At 49.6% G+C, this 18,707-nt stretch carries 18 protein-coding genes and 2 pseudogenes; 8 read left to right on the forward strand and 12 right to left on the reverse strand.

Features of this window, described 5'->3' with window-relative positions; genetic code table 11:
- Positions 1-343 precede the first annotated feature (343 nt).
- Both RAHAQ2_RS13995 and RAHAQ2_RS14000 read left to right on the forward strand, forming a co-directional pair.
- Complete coding sequence (locus tag RAHAQ2_RS13995; RefSeq protein ID WP_015697866.1) at positions 344-2,323, forward strand: alkyl/aryl-sulfatase; 1,980 nt, start codon at positions 344-346, stop codon at positions 2,321-2,323.
- A 54-nt stretch (positions 2,324-2,377) separates the two neighbouring features.
- Complete coding sequence (locus tag RAHAQ2_RS14000) at positions 2,378-3,166, forward strand: hypothetical protein (protein WP_015697867.1); 789 nt, start codon at positions 2,378-2,380, stop codon at positions 3,164-3,166.
- Between the two features lie 324 nt (positions 3,167-3,490).
- Here RAHAQ2_RS14000 and RAHAQ2_RS14005 read toward each other — a convergent pair whose 3' ends face one another.
- The 3 genes from RAHAQ2_RS14005 to RAHAQ2_RS14015 all read right to left on the reverse strand — a co-directional run bounded on the left by RAHAQ2_RS14005 (position 3,491) and on the right by RAHAQ2_RS14015 (position 5,553).
- A complete protein-coding gene (locus RAHAQ2_RS14005; RefSeq protein WP_015697868.1) occupies positions 3,491-3,985 on the reverse strand; it encodes a cation diffusion facilitator family transporter in 495 nt (164 codons plus the stop codon).
- A gap of 67 nt (positions 3,986-4,052) precedes the next feature.
- Positions 4,053-4,625: a cytochrome b/b6 domain-containing protein gene (locus tag RAHAQ2_RS14010; protein WP_015697869.1), complete on the reverse strand. Its 573-nt coding sequence runs from the start codon at positions 4,623-4,625 to the stop codon at positions 4,053-4,055.
- A gap of 514 nt (positions 4,626-5,139) precedes the next feature.
- Positions 5,140-5,553, reverse strand: coding sequence for a GNAT family N-acetyltransferase (locus tag RAHAQ2_RS14015; protein ID WP_015697870.1), 414 nt, complete (start codon positions 5,551-5,553; stop codon positions 5,140-5,142).
- A 184-nt stretch (positions 5,554-5,737) separates the two neighbouring features.
- Between RAHAQ2_RS14015 and RAHAQ2_RS25005 the strand changes: the two are divergent.
- Together RAHAQ2_RS25005 and RAHAQ2_RS14020 are read left to right on the forward strand one after the other, a co-directional pair.
- A pseudogene (locus RAHAQ2_RS25005) lies at positions 5,738-5,836 on the forward strand (ogr/Delta-like zinc finger family protein); the annotation flags it as partial.
- Positions 5,830-5,994 (forward strand): annotated as a pseudogene (locus tag RAHAQ2_RS14020) (site-specific integrase); the annotation flags it as partial. The pseudogenes RAHAQ2_RS25005 and RAHAQ2_RS14020, both read left to right, overlap by 7 nt.
- Before the next feature lie 318 nt (positions 5,995-6,312).
- Here the strand turns inward: RAHAQ2_RS14020 and RAHAQ2_RS14025 are convergent.
- The 4 genes from RAHAQ2_RS14025 to ftnA form a co-directional block, all read right to left on the reverse strand.
- The gene (locus RAHAQ2_RS14025) at positions 6,313-6,648 is read right to left on the reverse strand and encodes a YebY family protein (protein WP_015697871.1); all 336 of its coding nucleotides are present in this window, start codon (positions 6,646-6,648) and stop codon (positions 6,313-6,315) included.
- 50 nt (positions 6,649-6,698) lie between these two features.
- Positions 6,699-7,583 (reverse strand): copper homeostasis membrane protein CopD, encoded by an 885-nt coding sequence (gene copD, locus RAHAQ2_RS14030; protein ID WP_015697872.1) that lies wholly within the window; start codon positions 7,581-7,583, stop codon positions 6,699-6,701.
- A gap of 3 nt (positions 7,584-7,586) precedes the next feature.
- Positions 7,587-7,973 carry a copper homeostasis periplasmic binding protein CopC gene (copC, locus tag RAHAQ2_RS14035; protein ID WP_377432693.1) on the reverse strand — a complete coding sequence of 129 codons (387 nt, stop codon included), beginning with the start codon at positions 7,971-7,973 and terminating at the stop codon, positions 7,587-7,589.
- Between the two features lie 138 nt (positions 7,974-8,111).
- Positions 8,112-8,618, reverse strand: coding sequence for a non-heme ferritin (gene ftnA, locus RAHAQ2_RS14040; RefSeq protein ID WP_015697874.1), 507 nt, complete (start codon positions 8,616-8,618; stop codon positions 8,112-8,114).
- Positions 8,619-9,024: 406 nt separating this feature from the next.
- On the opposite strand from ftnA, the gene RAHAQ2_RS14045 reads away from it, so the two are divergent.
- Positions 9,025-9,255 carry a DNA polymerase III subunit theta gene (locus RAHAQ2_RS14045; RefSeq protein WP_013576177.1) on the forward strand — a complete coding sequence of 77 codons (231 nt, stop codon included), beginning with the start codon at positions 9,025-9,027 and terminating at the stop codon, positions 9,253-9,255.
- A gap of 19 nt (positions 9,256-9,274) precedes the next feature.
- On the opposite strand, the gene pip is transcribed toward RAHAQ2_RS14045, so the two are convergent.
- From pip to dbpA, 4 genes are all read right to left on the reverse strand, one after another.
- On the reverse strand, positions 9,275-10,231 hold the full coding sequence (pip, locus tag RAHAQ2_RS14050; protein ID WP_015697875.1) for a prolyl aminopeptidase: 957 nt from the start codon (positions 10,229-10,231) through the stop codon (positions 9,275-9,277).
- A 439-nt stretch (positions 10,232-10,670) separates the two neighbouring features.
- A complete protein-coding gene (locus RAHAQ2_RS14055; RefSeq protein ID WP_015697876.1) occupies positions 10,671-12,737 on the reverse strand; it encodes a S9 family peptidase in 2,067 nt (688 codons plus the stop codon).
- 122 nt (positions 12,738-12,859) lie between these two features.
- The gene (yebF, locus tag RAHAQ2_RS14060; RefSeq protein ID WP_015697877.1) at positions 12,860-13,225 is read right to left on the reverse strand and encodes a protein YebF; all 366 of its coding nucleotides are present in this window, start codon (positions 13,223-13,225) and stop codon (positions 12,860-12,862) included.
- A 161-nt stretch (positions 13,226-13,386) separates the two neighbouring features.
- On the reverse strand, positions 13,387-14,769 hold the full coding sequence (gene dbpA, locus RAHAQ2_RS14065; protein ID WP_015697878.1) for an ATP-dependent RNA helicase DbpA: 1,383 nt from the start codon (positions 14,767-14,769) through the stop codon (positions 13,387-13,389).
- A 259-nt stretch (positions 14,770-15,028) separates the two neighbouring features.
- Between dbpA and purT the strand changes: the two genes are divergently transcribed.
- A complete protein-coding gene (gene purT, locus RAHAQ2_RS14070; RefSeq protein WP_015697879.1) occupies positions 15,029-16,207 on the forward strand; it encodes a formate-dependent phosphoribosylglycinamide formyltransferase in 1,179 nt (392 codons plus the stop codon).
- Between the two features lie 88 nt (positions 16,208-16,295).
- On the opposite strand, the gene RAHAQ2_RS14075 is transcribed toward purT, so the two are convergent.
- On the reverse strand, positions 16,296-16,478 hold the full coding sequence (locus RAHAQ2_RS14075) for a YoaH family protein (RefSeq protein WP_013576184.1): 183 nt from the start codon (positions 16,476-16,478) through the stop codon (positions 16,296-16,298).
- Positions 16,479-16,638: 160 nt separating this feature from the next.
- Here RAHAQ2_RS14075 and pabB point away from each other — a divergent pair, with 160 nt between their 5' ends.
- Together pabB and RAHAQ2_RS14085 are read left to right on the forward strand one after the other, a co-directional pair.
- Complete coding sequence (gene pabB, locus RAHAQ2_RS14080; protein ID WP_015697880.1) at positions 16,639-18,015, forward strand: aminodeoxychorismate synthase component 1; 1,377 nt, start codon at positions 16,639-16,641, stop codon at positions 18,013-18,015.
- Positions 18,012-18,614, forward strand: a complete 603-nt coding sequence (locus RAHAQ2_RS14085) for a CoA pyrophosphatase (protein WP_015697881.1) — start codon at positions 18,012-18,014, stop codon at positions 18,612-18,614. The genes pabB and RAHAQ2_RS14085 overlap by 4 nt, the downstream gene beginning before the upstream one ends.
- Positions 18,615-18,707: the final 93 nt, after the last annotated feature.

An 18,707-nucleotide genomic window follows, 5' to 3' on the forward strand; every position in this document is an offset into this window, starting at 1 on the left:
TTCGTCATTGGCGGTTGCACAATGTGATGGCGTTGAATCTTGAAGTTTTGCTGTCAGATATAAGCAATGACGGAACGGAGAGTGATGACCAGAAACAGGAAAAAACTCTACATCAGACAGCATTAAAAATACTAATTGCTGATATTTTCACTTAACAACGTGTTTATATCCAATAAGTTGTGTGTTTTTTTATGTTCAAACATTGCTTAATGTAACATCGCTATTATCCTTAAAACGTGTCATCAAAAGATTAATCCGCAGTCGTTATGCCACAAGTGAGGTATATCGCATGCGGATTAATGTATATGCCCCACCCGGGATGATTACTTTTTGAGGATAAGGAATGAAGCTTAAACTGATAGTCAAAAGCCTTGCTCTGGCAGGGTTACTTTCATCAACCAGCCTCACACCGCTATTTGCACAAGAGGCGCCAAAGGATGCTACTGCGGCGACCAAACAAGCTAATGACGCACTTTATAATCAACTTCCTTTCTCCGATAACACCGATTTTACCAACGCCCATAAAGGATTCATCGCCGCAATACCGGCAGATGTGATCAAAGGGTCGCAGGGGAATGTTGTCTGGGATCCACAGAAATATGCCTTCATCAAAGAAGGTGACAAGGCACCGGAAAGTGTCAACCCAAGCCTTTGGCGGCAGTCGCAATTAATTAATATCAGCGGCCTCTTTGAAGTAACCGACGGGGTTTATCAGATCCGTAATCTTGATCTTTCCAACATGACCATTATTGAGGGGAAAGAAGGAATTACGGTAGTTGACCCGTTAGTCTCGGCGGAAACCGCGAAAGTGGGTATGGATTTGTACTATAAAAACCGCGGGCAAAAACCTGTTGTCGCGGTGATTTATACCCACAGTCACGTTGACCATTATGGCGGCGTGCGGGGTGTAGTCGACGAAGCGGATGTGAAATCCGGTAAGGTAAAAATTTATGCGCCGGCCGGATTCATGGATGAAGCGGTATCCGAGAATATCATGGCGGGTAATGTCATGAGCCGCCGTGCCAGTTACATGTACGGGAATCTGCTGAAGCCGGACGCGAAAGGTCAGGTAGGCGCGGGACTGGGTACCACCACATCGGCGGGTACAGTGACATTAATCGCGCCGACCAACTACATCACGAAAACCGGTCAGAAAGAGACAATTGATGGCCTGACGTACGATTTCATGATGGCACCGGGTTCTGAAGCACCTTCCGAAATGTTGTGGTATATCGAAGAGAAAAAACTCATCGAAGCGGCAGAAGATATCACGCATACCCTGCATAACACGTACTCGTTACGTGGCGCAAAAATTCGCGACCCGCTGGCCTGGTCAAAATACATTAACGATGCAATTAACCGCTGGGGTGATAAAGCAGAAATCATCATGGCGCAGCACCACTGGCCGACGTGGGGTAAAGATAACGTTGTCAATCTGATGAAAAGTCAGCGCGATATGTACCGCTATATCAATGATCAGACACTGCGCCTGGCGAATACCGGTCTGACACGTGATGAAATAGCCGCAAACTTTAAATTACCGGACGGTCTGGCTAAAACCTGGGCAAGTCGTGGTTATTACGGTTCTGTAAGCCATGATGTAAAAGCCACCTATGTGCTTTATCTCGGCTGGTTTGACGGCAACCCGGCAACATTAGATGAACTTCCACCTGAGGAAGCAGCGAAAAAGTTTGTCGATTATATGGGCGGTGCGGATAACATCCTGAAAAAAGCCAGAGAGGATTACGATCAGGGGAATTACCGGTGGGTCGCGCAGGTGGTGAGCAAAGTTGTCTTTGCTGATCCGAAAAATGAGGTTGCGCGTAACCTCGAAGCTGATGCCTTGGAGCAACTGGGCTATCAGGCCGAATCAGGACCATGGCGTAATTTCTATCTGACCGGCGCGCAGGAATTACGTAATGGCGTACAGAAACTGCCAACACCTAATACCGCCAGCCCGGATACGGTAAAAGCCATGTCTCCGGAAATGTTCTTTGATTATCTGGGCGTACATATCAATGGTGAAAAAGCGGCGAATGCAAAAGCAGTGTTCAACGTTGATCTGGGCAGTGATGGCGGCAAGTACAAGCTGGAACTGGAAAACGGCGTGCTCAATCATACCGCTGACGCTGAGGCGAAAGATGCCGATGCCACTATTGTCCTGAACCGTGACACCCTTAACAAAATCATCCTCAAGGAAGAAACACTGAAACAAGCTGAAGATAAAGGCGATGTGAAAGTGACCGGCAACGGTGCGAAGCTGGATGAAATGTTGGGTTATATGGATAAATTTGAGTTCTGGTTCAATATCGTCACGCCATAAATAAAATCCCCCTGCGGTGTTTTCATCACAGGGGGATTCAATTCAGGTGATCCTATGCGTCGGATATTTACACTATTACCCTCACTTTTAAGCCTCGTTTCAGGTTATGCCGTGGCGGCTGAACAATATGCACCGGATGCTGCACAGGCGAATAACCCGCTGGCCAATATGACTGCATTCAATATGCAGAACTATTATATCGGCGACGTCAGCGGAACGGATAAAGATGCCAACCAGTTCTGGTTTCGTTATGCCCAGCCGTTTTCATTGGGTGAAAGTAACTGGCTTCTGCGAGGCTCTTTACCCATAAACACCTACCCATCACCTCCCTCTGGCGGGCATAAAACCGGCACAGGTGATCTTAACCTTTTCGCTTCATGGCTGATTGATACCGGCAACCCTGCTGTCAGCTTTGGCTTTGGTCCGCAAATCACGGCCCCCACAGCAAGCGATAATTCATTGGGCACAGAAAAATGGTCAGCGGGTTTGGTCAACGTATTGTTTGATGCGAGTTCACCAAAATTTCAATATGGGTACCTTGCGTCCTGGCAGCACAGTTTTGCCGGAAAAGATGATCGCAACGATGTTCATCTCGGCACATTCCAGCCATTTCTCTTCTATCAGTTAGGAGGCGGTACTTACCTTCGTGCGGCACCTATATGGGTTTATAACTTCCAGAATGACAGTTATAGCGTCCCCATGGGACTTGGGATTGGGCAGGTCATCAAGCAGGAAAAAACCGTCTACAACTTCTTTATCGAACCACAAGGCTCGGTGGCAGATCACGGACCCGGTCAACCCAAATGGCAGATTTTTGCCGGGCTGAATCTGCAGTTTCTCTAATTTAGTCAGATAACTAAAACATAAGGGGAATGGTTGCCATGCTAACGCAGGTGCAGCGTTCCCCTTTCTTATTGCTGTTTTATAGCCGGTAATATTCGCAGCCTTAATAAGCAGAATGGTAACAGGAAGAGATTTAGATGATTGTTTTAAAGGCAGCTTATTGATTTAAGAAATGTTCAAAAAAAGCAAACACTTCCTCAACCTATTAAAATCAGTAAGTTAATTCATTAATTGGCGACAAAATGGCGGTGACTTACTCCTCAAGGATCCGCGTGCTCTGATTTAGTCATAATTTAATGTGCTTATTCATAAAGAGGGAGTGCCTCAGTCGAGCGTTTGGTCGTTCATTGATGCCGGATCTTCCAATGGTAGGTGGTGAGCATCTGCCTCAAGCGTGATCGAATTGTGCTGCTTGCCAGCCCTTAACAATATCCGTGCCGTCACAAAATTAAGAACGGATGCAACCACAGAAACCAGTAATCCGACACCAATCGCGTCGAGCGGCTGCGGGATCAACATACGTTCTACTGCGGTATAGGCAATACTGACTGCAGCCAGGAGGATCAAGAACCCCTCAAAAGCGCTCGAAAAATATTCGGCTTTACCGTGTCCATATGCGTACTTATCGTCGGCCGGAAGTGCAGCCAGGGTCAGCATCCAGAGCGCCATTAGGGCTCCCGCGAGGTTGACCACGGATTCGATGGCATCAGACAGCAGACCGACCGAACCGGTCATTTTCCACGCCACACCTTTTAGTCCGATGGTGGCAATAGCCGTGGCAATGGACAGCCAGGCGTAGCGCGTAAGCAATGGAGGCAACGATTTGTTTTTAATAATTATTTTTCCCTATAATGAACGGCGAATTCAATTATTATCACACCAAAAATTAATCAACTAAGTTAGGTGTGCGATTTTTATATGCTTCAATTAAAAGATGCAAAACTCCCATTGCACCATGTGCATAAAAATAGATCTCAATGAAAGTTGTAAGGAATTTATGCCAGTGAATGATTGTTTCAGCCATATTTGAATGCATGGTGTCTAATAAGAACCATAGGCCACCTGAAAGTGCTACAATTAGCAACGCCAGAACTCCAAACCCTTGGATTGTACTCGCAACCCCCCCAGAATGAGCATCGGGCAGGCGAAAGCGGGTCAGCGTTTTTAGGTCTTGTTTAATACCACTAAAATCAAGCGTTGCCCATGAAAAGTAATAAGAAAAACCTCTCTGAGTCAACATCCAACATAACATTAGAATACCACATATAATTAGGCCAAATCCTGAAATAATATGCATCCAGGTTATAACTCCTTCAAGACTATGTTCAGCAATTGCTTCAGTCTCTGTCAGATTAGAGTTAATAATTTGTGAAAGTATTAAAAATGCCACAATGATGTGAAGAATACGAAAAAAAGGAGCGTATTCATGGGGCAATAGATTCCAGAGTCGAGATTTCATTAATGAGTCCTTAGCATGTTTATCGATATCCTGAATCATACAAAAGAATTATTAGCATAACCTTAATTCTGAAAATTACAGCAGACATTAACGCACTACATGATAATGACACTCAGGAAATAGGAATGATAACTATTATTATGATTTATTCTCTTTCTGTTCTTATTACTCAGTGGAGCCCTTATATACAATAATTTCAAAAAGATGATATCTTCTGGAATGTAAACACCCACGAAATATCCTTACTTATTTTTAATTACCCAAATATTTTAAGAATATTATCCGCTCTCACTCACATTAAGCGATGAATAAACAATATCCTGTCATTTGCATTAAAATAAAAACTTCTCCATTAAACTGCACTTCTATATGGCATTTCTTAATATAACTGCCAGACGTAAATTACGAAGTGACCGAGGATGATGGTCCCCAGACAACATTAGAGTTACAGCAATCAGGTATGTTCAATTCCATCGTAAGACCCGGGATTGAACATGCCTGCGGATAGGGGAAATTAAAGGATCTTTTTCATTGAAGGTGAAGTGTGGAAAATGAAATCATTCCTTTCATAAAAGGGAATTGCTTCTTTTCTTGCATCAAGAAAAACAAAATTCATCTCCCTGCTTTTAGCCTCGCTGACAGCGAAATCAAGAAGTAACCTACCCGTTCCCGAATGACGCTCATGCTCATCAACGACCAGATCATCAATATGCAGGTGAGAACCTCGTGCCAGCGTGTGTACAGGCCTGATCCCCATCACACCGATAATTCTTTCTTCGAGAACAGCGGCAACAAGCTCATACCCATTCAGAGTCTGAACTCTTACGCTTTTTAAAAATTCGCCTTTGGTGATATTTCTTAGCTGAGCAATGATCGGGAATGCGCTTTCCCACTCTGAAGGAAGTAATTTTTTAATCAGAACAGTCATAAAACATCCAATTCAATAAGCTGAGTTATTATTTATAGGATTGTTATTATTACGTTGCAACGTAAATCACTTTAATTCTACATGTATGTTTTTCACCATAACATACAATGATCATATTTGATTAAAAAATGACCAAATTGTGATTGTTATGATGCATTGCCCGAAATGCTAAGACGCAGCACACATCCGTTCCAGCTGTTATCTGAGCATTAATACCGCGGACCATCACCAGTGTCAGAACATTAATTGCAGTTGTACGTTCAAAACGCATGAGTCCATTTCATGATGACCGGTGGCAATATCATCGTGTTGCAGCGCATCCTCGGGCACTCAGATACCCGCGTCACAATGCGCTATGCACACTTCGCCCCTGATCACTTAGAAGACGCTATTTACCTGAATCCGCTGGCTCAAATGGGTGGCGGCAGAAAGTCCAAATGAGTAGCATTGGAGGTAACAGGAAGTGATGTAAGTGATTGTTTTAAAGATAAGTTATTGATTTAAGAAATGTTCAAAAAAAAGACCGAATACGATTCCTATATTCGGTCTAGGGAAATGGCTCTTGGGAGAGAGCCGTGCGCTAAAAGTTGGCATTAATGCAGGCGGTTAAGCCGTACAACTTAAAGAGTAGACGACAGATGACTATTTTCCACCCAGTTTGAAACATAGTGATAATAACAATGATGTATTATTTTCATTGTGTGACAACATACGCAAAACATGGAATTTACATCAGTCAGTTATCGCCGGCACGGCCGTTCAGCAAAGTGACCGGGCTTTGGCAATAAAAGGTGCCAGACTCATTTTTTGCCCTGGTTTCTGCGGGTCATCAAGCCAGATTTTCTCCAGCGGCACGGCCTGAACCTGATGGTTTTTGACCTGCTCTTTTGCCACGTCATTCAGAGGATATTGCGCCAGCGTGCTGTCGTTAATCACATACAGCGCATTACCGGGGCGGCATTGCAACATGACTTCTTCACGGGTAAAGGCCCAGGCTTTACCGTATTGCAGGCGGCTGATCGTTTCCAGTTGGGGTGCCGCAAAGCTGCTGGCGGATAAGGTCAGCAACACGCAAGCGAGTAGTGTTTTCCTCATGATTTTTCCTCGGTCATATTAAATTCCTGATACTTGTGCAGGTAACCCGTTCAGCGCGGTGCCAGTGTGGCAAACACACTCACCAGCAGTAAAACACCCAGCGCCAGCCCCCATTCGAGCCAGGTCATCATGACAAAATAGTGTTGTGCCCTTTCGGGATCTTTAGCCATTAACGGCACCAGCCGGTAGCGGTTAAATACAGCAACGGTCACCATCATTCCGACCATGAGCACTTTAACCACCAGAAGACACTGGTAAAGCGACGTCATATCGGTCGGCCAGCGCTGTAAAATAATGGCTGTGTTGACGATGCCGGTGAGGATCACCAGCACGACGGCGGCATGTCCCCAGACTGAAAAACGAATCAGTGTGGCAATCGCATAGGGCCGTAAAGCGAGCTGTCGGGTATATGCCATGCAGGTCAGTAACGGCAGCAGGCATCCGAACCAGTACGCCGCGCTGAGCAAATGCACGACATGATTGGTCCGCTGTATTAACCCGAGCGTCCCTTCATGCATCGCAGCATGGCCGACCAACGCCTGACTCATCAGTAAACCGCATGAGCACAGGAAGACCAGCATATTCCGCGCGGGCAGCCAGTCCATCAACAGCATCAGCAACAGCGCGGCCGTCAGCAATAAATGCCAGCGCCAGACGTCACCAAATGCAGTGGTTAACACCAGCAGCCAGACATTCAGGTTCAGCGCATCACCCCAGCCGTTGCCCATCAGCGCGGCCTGAATCGCCAGCATACCGACCGAAGTGACCGCCGCAACCAGGGCGGAGCAAATCATCAGGGTCTGGTTTTTGCGCAACAACACGGCCGAGAAACCAGCAGGCGTCAGCAGTGAGCACAAAACGCTCAGACCGAAGATTTGCATCAGCGAAGCAAAATGCATGAAGCGGCACAGAACAAAAAGTGCAGTCAGACTCATCGCTTATTTAACGGTGAAGCTGTACTGACCGTGCGTTTTATGACCATCAACAGAGACAACGTTCCACGAAACAATGTATTTACCCGCGCTCAACGCATCGGTGAGTGGCAGAACGGCCTGAGTATTGTCATTCGCTGCCAGCATCATTTTACCGGTTTTCACTGTTTTCTGACTGGCATCCGTCAGGGTGATTTTACTGAAATCAGGCTCGATCCCCTCACTGAATCCGAGAGACAGTTCAGACGGGCTGACGGTTAAAAGCGAATCCGCCGCAGGGGTTTCTGTTTTCAGATGGGCGTGAGCGGAAGCTTGCTGTGAGATAAATCCGCTCAGCAGAACAGCTGAGACTGCCAGGGCACGGCAAAGAGAAGTGGTTTTTTTGAACACGATAATTCCTTGGCTTGCTTAACGATGAATTTATAACGCCGTCACTTTAGCGCAAACCACCGCAAAACGTTTGCCAAAAAGGCATAAAAAAACGCAGAGGCGTAAGCACCCTGCGTTTTTATGGACATCTCTGGCGGGAAATCAGCCTGCCGGAGTTTGTGCCACCATATTTTTGAGATCTTTATCAACGAAGAACAGGCCGTTACCGGTGTTGCTGACCAGCGCCAGTTTATCAAGGACAGATTTGAACAACGTCTCTTCTTCATGCTGCTCAGCAACGTACCACTGCAGGAAGTTGAAGGAAGAGTAATCTTTCAACGTCATAGACAGATCAGCCAGTTCGTTAATTTTCTGGGTAATCAGTTGCTCATGTTCGTAAGTCTGTTTGAAAAGATCGGTCAGGGATTCAAAAGCAACCGGCGGAGCGGCAATCGCACCCAGCAAAGGCAGAGCACCGGTATCGCTGACGTATTTGAACAGGCGATGCATGTGATCCATTTCTTCCATTGAATGCTGTTTCAGGAAAGCGGCGGCACCTTCGTAGCCTTTGTCGCTGCACCATGCACTCATCTGCAAATATAAATTGGCAGAATAAAACTCGAGGTTCAGCTGTTCATTAAGCTGATCAATCATTTCTTTTTTAAGCACGATACGGCTCCATAAATTGAATTAAAGCAGGTGGGCTGACTTATTTATCTGCATTATGCCCGCATCAACACAAAATAAATACACCTGATTCACATTAATATGCACTGCAATAACAAATAAATTCAACTCATTGATTTTAAATATTTTTATAAACAACTAAATATTCAAAAATGATAATCATTAACATATGATTTCATATTAAAAGCAATCATTCTTATTTACGAAATTAATTACCCCTGCCTTATTGGATATAATTATCAGTTCTGTTTTTTGAATGGTTCTTATTTACTCCTGATAATTATCCGCATTTAATGTCAGGCGCGGCAACAGAAAAGCAAAATCACCACATTCACGCTGGCGCCGGCCTCGGGTACAATGTGGCAAAATGAATCATGGGGAAACAGTGATGAGCATCAATCTGGCTGAAATCAGCAAAGAAGAAATGGATCGTATCAATGTCGATCTTGCGGCCTCAGCGGTGGCCTTTAAAGAACGCTACAACATGCCAGTTGTCGCGGAGATGGCGGAACGCGAGCAGCCTGCGCATCTGCGCACCTATTTTCGTGAGCGGGTAATGTTCTATCGCGGGGAATCACATAAATTCTCCCGCTTACCTTATGAGCCAAAGCAAAAGTAAACGGGATGAGCAGGCAACGTTAGCGCCGGGCGGCGAAACGCTGGTTGGTGCGGATCAACTGATCGAGAATGCCAGGCTCGTCGAACGAATGCCCTGCCCCTTCAATAATATGCAACTCCGCTTCCGGCCATGCCTGCGCCAGATCCCAGGCGTTTTGCACCTGGCAGGCCATATCATAACGGCCATGCACAATGACGGCCGGAATGTGGCGAATACGTTCGACATTTTTCAACAACTGGTCGTCACTTTCCAGAAAGCCCAGGTGTGTAAAATAGTGATTTTCTATGCGGGCAAACGCCAGCGCGAAATTGTCCTCACCAAAGGATGACGAACCTTCCGCAGGCAGCAGCGTCACGGTCTCCCCTTCCCACAGGCTCCAGATTTTAGCGGCCTCAAGCTGAACAGCGCGATCGCCGGAGGTCAGACGGGCCCGGTAAGAAGCAATCACGTCCTTACGTTCTTCTTCCGACAGAATCGACAAAATACGTTGCCATTTTTCCGGGAAGAAGCGGGAAGCGCCGTCCTGATAATACCAGGACAGTTCCTGCTTACGCAGCGTGAAGATACCGCGCAGCACCATCTCGCTGACATGTTCAGGATGCGTCTCGGCATACGCCAGTGCCAGCGTTGAACCCCATGAACCGCCGAACACCAGCCATTTGTCGACACCGGCCATTTTGCGCAAACGCTCGATATCTTCGACCAGATGCCATGTTGTATTGTTTTCGAGACTGGCGTGAGGTTTTGAGCGTCCGCAGCCACGCTGGTCAAACAGCATGACGTCATAATCATTGGAATCAAACAACTGACGGTGTACCGATGAACAGCCACCGCCGGGTCCGCCGTGAAGAAATACTGCTGGCTTGCCTGCCGGGTTTCCGCTGCGTTCCCAGTAAATTTGATGGCCCTCGCCGGTATCAAGCATGCCGCTGGCATAGGCTTCCAGTGGCGGATATAACCCTTTAAATTTTGGCATGACATTTCCTGTTCTATTCGGCCAGTGTATTGATTAATGTGCTTACATCTTCATAACAGCGCATCGGCTAGCCCGCGACAAGATGTTATGAGCAAAAATCGTTATTTTGCATACCGTTCGCATACTTATCGCGCAATTTCACTTTCAGGCACGTCCGTATCAGCCATAAAACGGCTACGCAAAGAATGAAGAAAAACCCACAAAGATACTTGCAACCGGAGCGAATTAAGCAGTAAATAGCAGAGCAACCCAATCCACCCGCTTTAAGAGAGGCAAATATGAGTAAAGGAATGGATAGCAAAAAGAATGCGAAGAAAAAGCCATTGAAAACTCCGGCTGAGAAAAAGGCGGAGAAAAAAGCCAAGAAAGCGTCTGCTTAATCCTGGTCTTCGTAGATCAAACCCGCCAAGAGCGGGTTTTTTTATTCTCCCCGTATTCTTCAGCGCGCGGAGGTGTTGTCCGCCAGCGCCAGCACAAAGGCGTATTCCAGCGCGATATCTTCGTAAGCTTTAAAGCGCCCGGATTTACCGCCGTGCCCGGAATCCATATCGGTATGCATCAGCAGCTGGTTATCATCGGTTTTAAGCTCGCGTAATTTCGCTACCCATTTTGCCGGCTCCCAGTATTGCACCTGCGAATCATGCAGTCCGGTGGTGACCAGCATATGCGGATAAGCCTGTGCGCGAACCTGATCATACGGGCTGTATTGCAGCATATAGTCATAATACGCTTTGTCGTTCGGGTTGCCCCACTCGTCATATTCACCGGTGGTCAGTGGAATGGATTCATCAAGCATGGTGGTCACCACGTCAACGAACGGCACCTGCGCCACAATGCCGTGATACAACTCTGGCGCCTGGTTGATGATCACGCCCATCAGCAAGCCACCCGCGCTGCCGCCCATGGCGTAAACCTGTCGGGCATCACCGTAACCTTCAGCAACCAGTTCTTTGGTCACATCAATAAAGTCATGGAATGTGTTGAGTTTGTTGAACAGTTTGCCATCGTCATACCATTGCTGGCCCAGTTCTGCGCCACCGCGGATGTGCGCCAGTGCGAATACAAATCCTCTGTCGAGTAAACTCAGACGACTGCCGCTGAATGCCGGATCCATACTGCTGCCGTAGGAACCGTAGCCGTAAACCAGTAACGGATTTTCATTCGGCTTAAACAGTTCGCGGCGATACACCAGTGACACCGGGACTTTCACACCGTCACGTGCCGTGACCCAGACACGTTCGCTGCGGTAATTTGCCGCGTCAAAATCTTTCACTTCCTGCTGCTTGAGCAGCGTGCGGTCATGCGTATCCAGATCAAGTTCAAACAGCGAGCTCGGCATGGTCATGGAAGAATAACCATAACGCAGCAATGACGTATCCGGATCCGGATTGTATGCCAGCCAGGTGGTATAGGTCGGATCATCAAACGCCAGCGATTTTTCCTCGCCGGTTTTCCAGTGGATCTGACGCAACTGCGTCAGCCCCTGCTGGCGTTCTTCCACCACCAGCCAGTCGCGAAACAGGCTGAAACCTTCGAGCATCACTTCAATACGCGGCGCAATCAGCGTCTGCCAGCGGGCTTCGTCGCCATCTTCGCTTTTGTATAAACCGAAGTTTTTACCGTCTTTTGGGGAGCGAATGTCTTTATTGGAACGAATATAGAAATGCCCGAGATAATGATCGAGCGCGTATTCATGATCTTTACGACGCGGGAGGAATACCTGCGGTGTAGCCTGCGGATCATCGGCATCCAGCAGCAGGACTTCTGACGTCGTGGTGCTGTCGAGATGGATCAGGATGTATTTTTCTGATGTGGTTCTATCCAGCCCGACGTAAAACGTGTCGTCCTTCTCTTCATATACCAGTTTGTCGGTTTTCGGATCGGTACCGACGACGTGGCGATAAACCTGGTACGGCAGCAGGGTTTTCTTGTGCTTGCGGACGTAATAAAGCGTTTGCGAATCGTTCGCCCACTCACTGCTGCCGGATGTGTTTTTCAGCAGATCGTCCGTCCAGGTATCGTCATCAAGCTTTTTGATACGGATGTCGTACTGGCGGCGGGAAAGGAAATCCTCCGCCACGGCCATCAGCCGATTATCAGGGCTGATATCGAGACCGCCCAGCGTGTAAAACTCGCTGTCTTTGGCGCGTTCATTGCCATCAATCAACGTATTCCAGCTTTCATGTTCCGCTGCGGGCTGGCGCAGATAAAGGGGGTATTCATTGCCCGGTTCATAGCGGGTCTGATAACGGTAACCATGTTTCACATAGGGAACGGAATGATCCTGCTGCGCGATGCGTGCGACCATTTCGCCGTACAGGGTTTCGCGCAACGTCTGATAGGGTTGCATGGCCTGCCCGGTATATTCGTTTTCAGCCGTCAGATAAGCCAGCACCTGAGGATCGGCGCGGTCATCGTCACGCAGCCAGTAATAGTTATCGACGCGGTCATCGCCGTGTACGCTCAGGGTTTGCGGGCGTTTTTCAGCCTTTGGAGGTGTCATCATCTCGGGATCTCTTTGTCCTCTTTGTGGTGTGATAAGAGTGACAGGTTTAGGCGGGGAAACCAAGAGACGTCAATGCAGGGAAATAATGCGTCCGCTAAGGGATAACGGACGCTGTAAAAACCTTATACCGGTACGCTGTAGCTGATTTCGCCGATCTGGCAGTTGAGGGTCACCTGATAGGTTTTATCAGTGTGATCGCCGCGCACTTTTAGCGGCACATTCCATCCGGCGTTACTGCCGCTGATGCTGTCAGTCACCACCCAGGCCACCGGAGTGGAAGTGCCAAGCACTTTCTTATCTGCATCCCAGCGCGGAATACGATTTTGCAGGAAATCACGTTTCACCAGCGCCGCCACATCCTCTTTCGTGGCCGTGGAACAGGGGGTTACGGTTGCCGTTCTCACTTCAGGCTCATCGGCCTGCGCAAACTCGCTCAGACCGCTCATTCCTGCAACGGCCATCACAACGCCCAAGATTATCTTTTTCATCGTTCGTCTTCCCAGTCTTTGTCGTTCATTCAGTTGACCTTGCCGGACAATATCCCTACATAAGGCAAGGTCATCACTTGCGATAGATAATATAATCCTCAACAAGGCAATAACACAACATTAACAATAAGACGGCCAACGCAAAGCGAAAAGAAAATCCGTTAACGCAAGATAATGGCTTTGCAATTTTTGCCTTTGATTTTCCCTTCCTGCAAACGTTGCAGCGCTTTCTTCGCGCTTTTCTGACGAATCGCAACATAAGCGTGAACCGGGAACATATCAATTTTACCGACTTCAGCGGCGGTCAGCCCGGCATCACCGGTCAGCGCGCCCAGAATATCGCCGGGACGGATTTTGGCTTTACGGCCGCCATCGATACACAATGTTGCCATTTCAGGGTCAAGCGCCACCGGCGCGGCGGCCAGTGCCTGAGCGGCTGGCTGCCAGGTGAAGCGCTGACGGGTGTAATCTTCCAGCGCCGTCACTCGTGGCATTTCCTGCGGCGTGACCAGGCTGACAGCCAGTCCGCTGGTGCCCGCACGACCGGTACGCCCCACGCGATGAACGTGTACTTCCGGATCGAAAGACAGTTCGTAATTAATGACCAGACCCAGTTGCTTGATATCCAGCCCGCGCGCCGCAACGTCTGTCGCCACCAGTACGCGGCAACTGCCGTTGGAGAAACGCACCAGTACGCGGTCGCGGTCGCGCTGCTCGAGGTCGCCGTTCAGCGCCAGGGTGCTGATGCCTTTCGCAGTCAGGGCATCACACACCTCCTGACAGTCGCGTTTGGTGTTACAGAACACCACGCAGGAGGTCGGCTGATGCTGATACAGCACTGCGGCCAGCAGCGATAAACGCTGATGTTTGTCGGCTTCGATGAAAATCTGCTGGATATCAGCAATGTCATCTTCGCCTTCGATTTCAACTTTCAGTGGCTGGCGCTGGAATTTAGAACTGATGCGCTCAATGCCGTCCGGATACGTCGCGGAGAACAGCAGCGTCTGGCGATCCTGCGGCGTATAACTGACCACATCTTCGATGTCTTCGCTAAAGCCCATGTCCAGCATGCGGTCCGCTTCATCGAGCACCAGCACTTTCAGTTCGTCCAGTTTCAGCGTGCCTTTACGCAGGTGCTCCTGAATACGACCCGGCGTACCCACCACAATGTGCGGCGGATGGACCAGCGACTCAAGCTGCGGCCCGATGGCCTGGCCGCCACACAGAGTGAGGATTTTGATGTTCTGGGTAAAACGCGCCAGACGGCGTAATTCTTTGCTGACCTGATCGGCCAGTTCGCGGGTCGGACACAATACCAGCGCCTGAGCGACGAACTGTGAAACGGTAATGCTGTTCAGTAAACCGATACCGAAAGCGGCTGTTTTACCGCTGCCGGTTTTGGCTTTGGCGCGGACATCCTGACCCAGCAGGATGGCGGGCAACGACGCTTCCTGAATCGGGGTCATTTCGGTATAACCCAGTTCATTCAGGTTAGAAAGTTGCTCAGCGGGTAATGTCAGGGCGGAAAAGGAATGCGTGCTCAAGGCGATAACTCTTTATGTGAGGCAAAAATCGGGGCAGCGGCAGGAAGCCTGACGCCATGGTTTGGGTAAATGATAACAGAGACGCCCGCAGACTGCCTTAAACGGCAGAAAACGGGCTGAAAAAAACCTGTAAATCCCGCTTTTATTTTTCACTTAAAGGGATCAGCGGTGCTGCGCAATCGTTTTCGTCGGCAATAATTTCAGATATACTGCGCGCCGAAATTCCTATTTTCCCTCACACAGATCTGGGTACGAAGCTATGTTAACCATTGGAACTGCACTGCGCACCGGCGCCACCCGCGTCATGTTATTAGGCTCTGGCGAACTGGGCAAAGAAGTGGCAATCGAATGCCAGCGACTGGGCCTGGAAGTGATCGCCGTTGATCGCTACGCTGATGCACCGGCGATGCAGGTCGCCCATCGCAGCCATGTCATTAACATGCTGGACGGCGATGCACTGAAACAGGTTATCGAAAGCGAGCGCCCTGATTTTATCGTGCCGGAAATTGAAGCGATTGCCACCAGCATGCTGGTCGAGCTGGAGAAACAGGGTCACAACGTAGTGCCTTGCGCTGAAGCGACCCGCCTGACCATGAACCGCGAAGGTATCCGTCGTCTGGCCGCCGAAACGCTGAAGCTGCCCACTTCCACTTATCAGTTTGCTGATGACGAAGCGGCTTTCCGTGAGGCTATCGACGCCATCGGCTATCCGTGCATTATCAAGCCAGTGATGAGTTCTTCCGGTAAAGGTCAGAGTCTGATCCGCGGTGCCGATCAGTTGCAGGCGGCGTGGGATTACGCCCAGCAAGGCGGACGTGCTGGCGGCGGACGTGTGATTGTTGAAGGTCTGGTGAAATTTGATTTTGAAATCACCCTGCTGACTATCAGCGCCATTGACGGTATTCATTTCTGTGCGCCAATCGGACACCGTCAGGAAGACGGCGATTACCGTGAATCCTGGCAGCCACAGCAAATGTCTGAACTGGCGTTGCAGCGCGCCAAAGACATCGCAGAGAAAGTGGTGAAAGCGCTGGGCGGTAAAGGTCTGTTTGGTGTTGAACTGTTTGTCTGTGGTGATGAGGTGATCTTCAGCGAAGTGTCACCTCGTCCGCACGACACCGGTATGGTGACGCTGATTTCTCAGGATTTGTCAGAATTCGCCCTGCATGTGCGCGCATTCCTCGGTTTGCCGGTGGGCAATATCCGTCAGTTCGGTCCTTCCGCTTCTGCCGTTATTCTGCCGGAACTGACCAGCAACAATGTGACGTTTACTGGCCTGGAAAACGCGCTGACCGGCTACAACCAGCTCCGTCTGTTCGGTAAGCCGGACATCAGTGGTAAGCGCCGCCTTGGCGTGGCACTGGCGATTGCTGACAATGTCGAAGATGCCGTCGGACAAGCCAAACAGGCTGCGGCGGCAGTGATCGTTAAAGGCTGAGGTTGCCGGGGCTGAAGCGGAAAAAAACCGGACGCCTGAAAAGGGTCCGGTTTTTCTTTGCAGTAAAAGGAAACTGCGGATCACCGTTTTATTCGTCGTCTTCGTCATCAAAAATGACGGTCACGCGATCGCCTTTGTGCGTTTCACGGATTTCTTCTGCAACGGTCGCAATGGCTTCGCCGCTGCTCATACCGTTTTCCATTAACTGGCGGATACGATCGGCGGCCTGTTCTTGTTCATGATGCGATAATGAAGGCATACCTGTCAGCATGGGAGTGTCCTGTTGTACTGATGATGATGGAAGCCCGCGCAGTGCGGGGTTGCACAGTATACGCCTTATTCACGCAAATCGCCTGCGCTGCTTTCAGGCAGCCCGAACTGTGTTAGGATCCTGAAAAATAGCCATTGCGCCAGAGAAACTCATACCCGTCATGCGATTCGCCCAACCCGTTGTTTTCCATTCATTACCTTATCAGCCCGATGCAGTCACTGAACGGTTTGCGCCGCTTTCTGCTTTGCCGTGGGCGATGTTGCTGCATTCCGGTTCGGCACAGCACCAGCATAATCGTTTCGATATTCTGGTGGCCGATCCGCTGATCACGCTGACCACACGTGGCGCGAGGACGCAGATTGAGCACAACGGCATGAACGAAACGCGGGAAGAAGATCCGTTTGCTTTACTGGAAGAGCAACTGGCAGTGGCTGGTTTACAGGCAGAAAGTTCAGCAGATTTTCCTTTTCTGGGCGGTGCTCTGGGTTTGTTTGGTTATGATCTGGGGCGTCGTATTGAAGCATTGCCGGAAACGGCGGAACGGGATATCAACCTGCCGGATATGGCAGTGGGAATTTATGACTGGGCGCTGATTGCCGATCACCATTTACAGCGTCTGACGCTGATTTGCCACGGTGATGTTTCTGAACGTTTGCGCTGGCTGGCGCAATACCTGCCTGTTCCTGCGCCTGCGCCTTTTCGTTTACATGCGCCATGGCAGGCGAATATGAGCCGCGAAGAATACGGCGAGAAATTTCGTCAGATTCAGGAATATATTCACAGCGGTGATTGCTATCAGATCAATCTGGCGCAGCGATTTTCCACGCATTACAGCGGCGATGAATGGCAGGCTTTCCTGCGGCTGAATCAGGCCAACCGCGCGCCCTTCTCCGCGTTTCTGCGTCTGCCGGAAAATGCCGTTCTCTGCCTTTCCCCCGAGCGTTTTATCTGGCTGAAAGACGGTGAGATCCAGACCCGCCCGATTAAAGGTACGCTGCCACGGTGCGAAGATCCCGCTGAAGATGCTCAACAGGCAACGCGGCTGGCGGCATCAGAAAAAGATCGCGCCGAGAACCTGATGATCGTCGATTTGCTGCGTAATGATATCGGTCGGGTGGCGACACCTGGCAGCGTGCGGGTGCCGGAACTTTTCGTTGTCGAGCCCTTCCCCGCCGTACACCATCTGGTCAGCACCATTACCGCACGGTTGCCTGAAACCTGTCACGCCAGCGCCTTGCTGCGCGCCTGTTTTCCCGGCGGATCGATTACCGGTGCGCCCAAAGTACGCGCAATGGAAATTATCGAAGAACTTGAACCACAACGGCGCAACGGCTATTGCGGCAGCATTGCGTATCTGAGTTGCTGCGGCACGATGGACAGTAATATTACCATCCGCACGTTGCTCACTGCGCAGGGCAAAATTTACTGCTGGGCGGGTGGCGGGATTGTCGCTGACAGTCAGGAACAGGCGGAATATCAGGAAACTTTTGATAAGATCGCCCGTATTCTGCCTGAATTAGGAGACATACAGCCGTGACGTTGCTGGCACAACACGCGCCCTTACAGACATTTTCACCTGCCGTGGAAGATTTCATCCTGCGTTTTCAGTTGCAGCAACCGCGCCTGCCTGCTGCAGCATTGCGCGGAACCCGCCACGCCGCCGTATTAATCCCGATTATCTGCCGTCCGGAACCCACTATTTTACTGACACGCCGCGCCGATCAGTTACGTAAACACGCCGGTCAGGTGGCGTTTCCGGGCGGAGCGGCGGATGCCACCGATGCCTCAATTATTGCCACCGCATTACGTGAAGCGCAGGAAGAGGTCGCGATCCCGCCTGAACAGGTTCATGTATTAGGCACATTATCGCCGCAGGACAGCAGCAGCGGTTTTCAGGTCACGCCGGTTATCGGTCTGTTGCCCGTCGATGTGCCGCTGCATCCGGCTGAAGATGAAGTGGCCGAATTGTTTGAAATGCCGCTGCGCGAAGCGTTTGATCTGGCGCGTTATTACCCTCTGGATATTCACCGCAGAGGCACTCACCACCGGGTATATTTGTCCTGGTATCAGCAACAATTTGTCTGGGGACTGACGGCAGGAATTATCCGCCAACTGGCCCGGCAGGTTGAAGCCTGAGCTTAGTGATTACATTACGATCACATTTTTGCATCAAATAAGTTTATTTCATGCGAAAAATGAAACTTTTGCCTCTCAGCCCTTTTAAACTAT

The organism is Rahnella aquatilis CIP 78.65 = ATCC 33071, from assembly GCF_000241955.1.
GTDB lineage: Bacteria > Pseudomonadota > Gammaproteobacteria > Enterobacterales > Enterobacteriaceae > Rahnella > Rahnella aquatilis.

Excerpts from the sequence above, each read along its gene's own strand:
- RAHAQ2_RS14010 (WP_015697869.1), bottom strand. The coding sequence starts at position 4,625 with ATGAAATCTCGACTCTGGAATCTATTGCCCCATGAATACGCTCCTTTT.
- RAHAQ2_RS14055 (WP_015697876.1), bottom strand. The coding sequence starts at position 12,737 with ATGATGACACCTCCAAAGGCTGAAAAACGCCCGCAAACCCTGAGCGTA.
- RAHAQ2_RS14075 (WP_013576184.1), bottom strand. The coding sequence starts at position 16,478 with ATGCTGACAGGTATGCCTTCATTATCGCATCATGAACAAGAACAGGCC.
- RAHAQ2_RS14015 (WP_015697870.1), bottom strand. The coding sequence starts at position 5,553 with ATGACTGTTCTGATTAAAAAATTACTTCCTTCAGAGTGGGAAAGCGCA.
- pabB (WP_015697880.1), top strand. The coding sequence starts at position 16,639 with ATGCGATTCGCCCAACCCGTTGTTTTCCATTCATTACCTTATCAGCCC.
- RAHAQ2_RS14000 (WP_015697867.1), top strand. The coding sequence starts at position 2,378 with ATGCGTCGGATATTTACACTATTACCCTCACTTTTAAGCCTCGTTTCA.
- purT (WP_015697879.1), top strand. The coding sequence starts at position 15,029 with ATGTTAACCATTGGAACTGCACTGCGCACCGGCGCCACCCGCGTCATG.
- RAHAQ2_RS13995 (WP_015697866.1), top strand. The coding sequence starts at position 344 with ATGAAGCTTAAACTGATAGTCAAAAGCCTTGCTCTGGCAGGGTTACTT.
- pip (WP_015697875.1), bottom strand. The coding sequence starts at position 10,231 with ATGCCAAAATTTAAAGGGTTATATCCGCCACTGGAAGCCTATGCCAGC.
- yebF (WP_015697877.1), bottom strand. The coding sequence starts at position 13,225 with ATGAAAAAGATAATCTTGGGCGTTGTGATGGCCGTTGCAGGAATGAGC.
- RAHAQ2_RS14045 (WP_013576177.1), top strand. The coding sequence starts at position 9,025 with ATGAGCATCAATCTGGCTGAAATCAGCAAAGAAGAAATGGATCGTATC.
- copD (WP_015697872.1), bottom strand. The coding sequence starts at position 7,583 with ATGAGTCTGACTGCACTTTTTGTTCTGTGCCGCTTCATGCATTTTGCT.
- RAHAQ2_RS14025 (WP_015697871.1), bottom strand. The coding sequence starts at position 6,648 with ATGAGGAAAACACTACTCGCTTGCGTGTTGCTGACCTTATCCGCCAGC.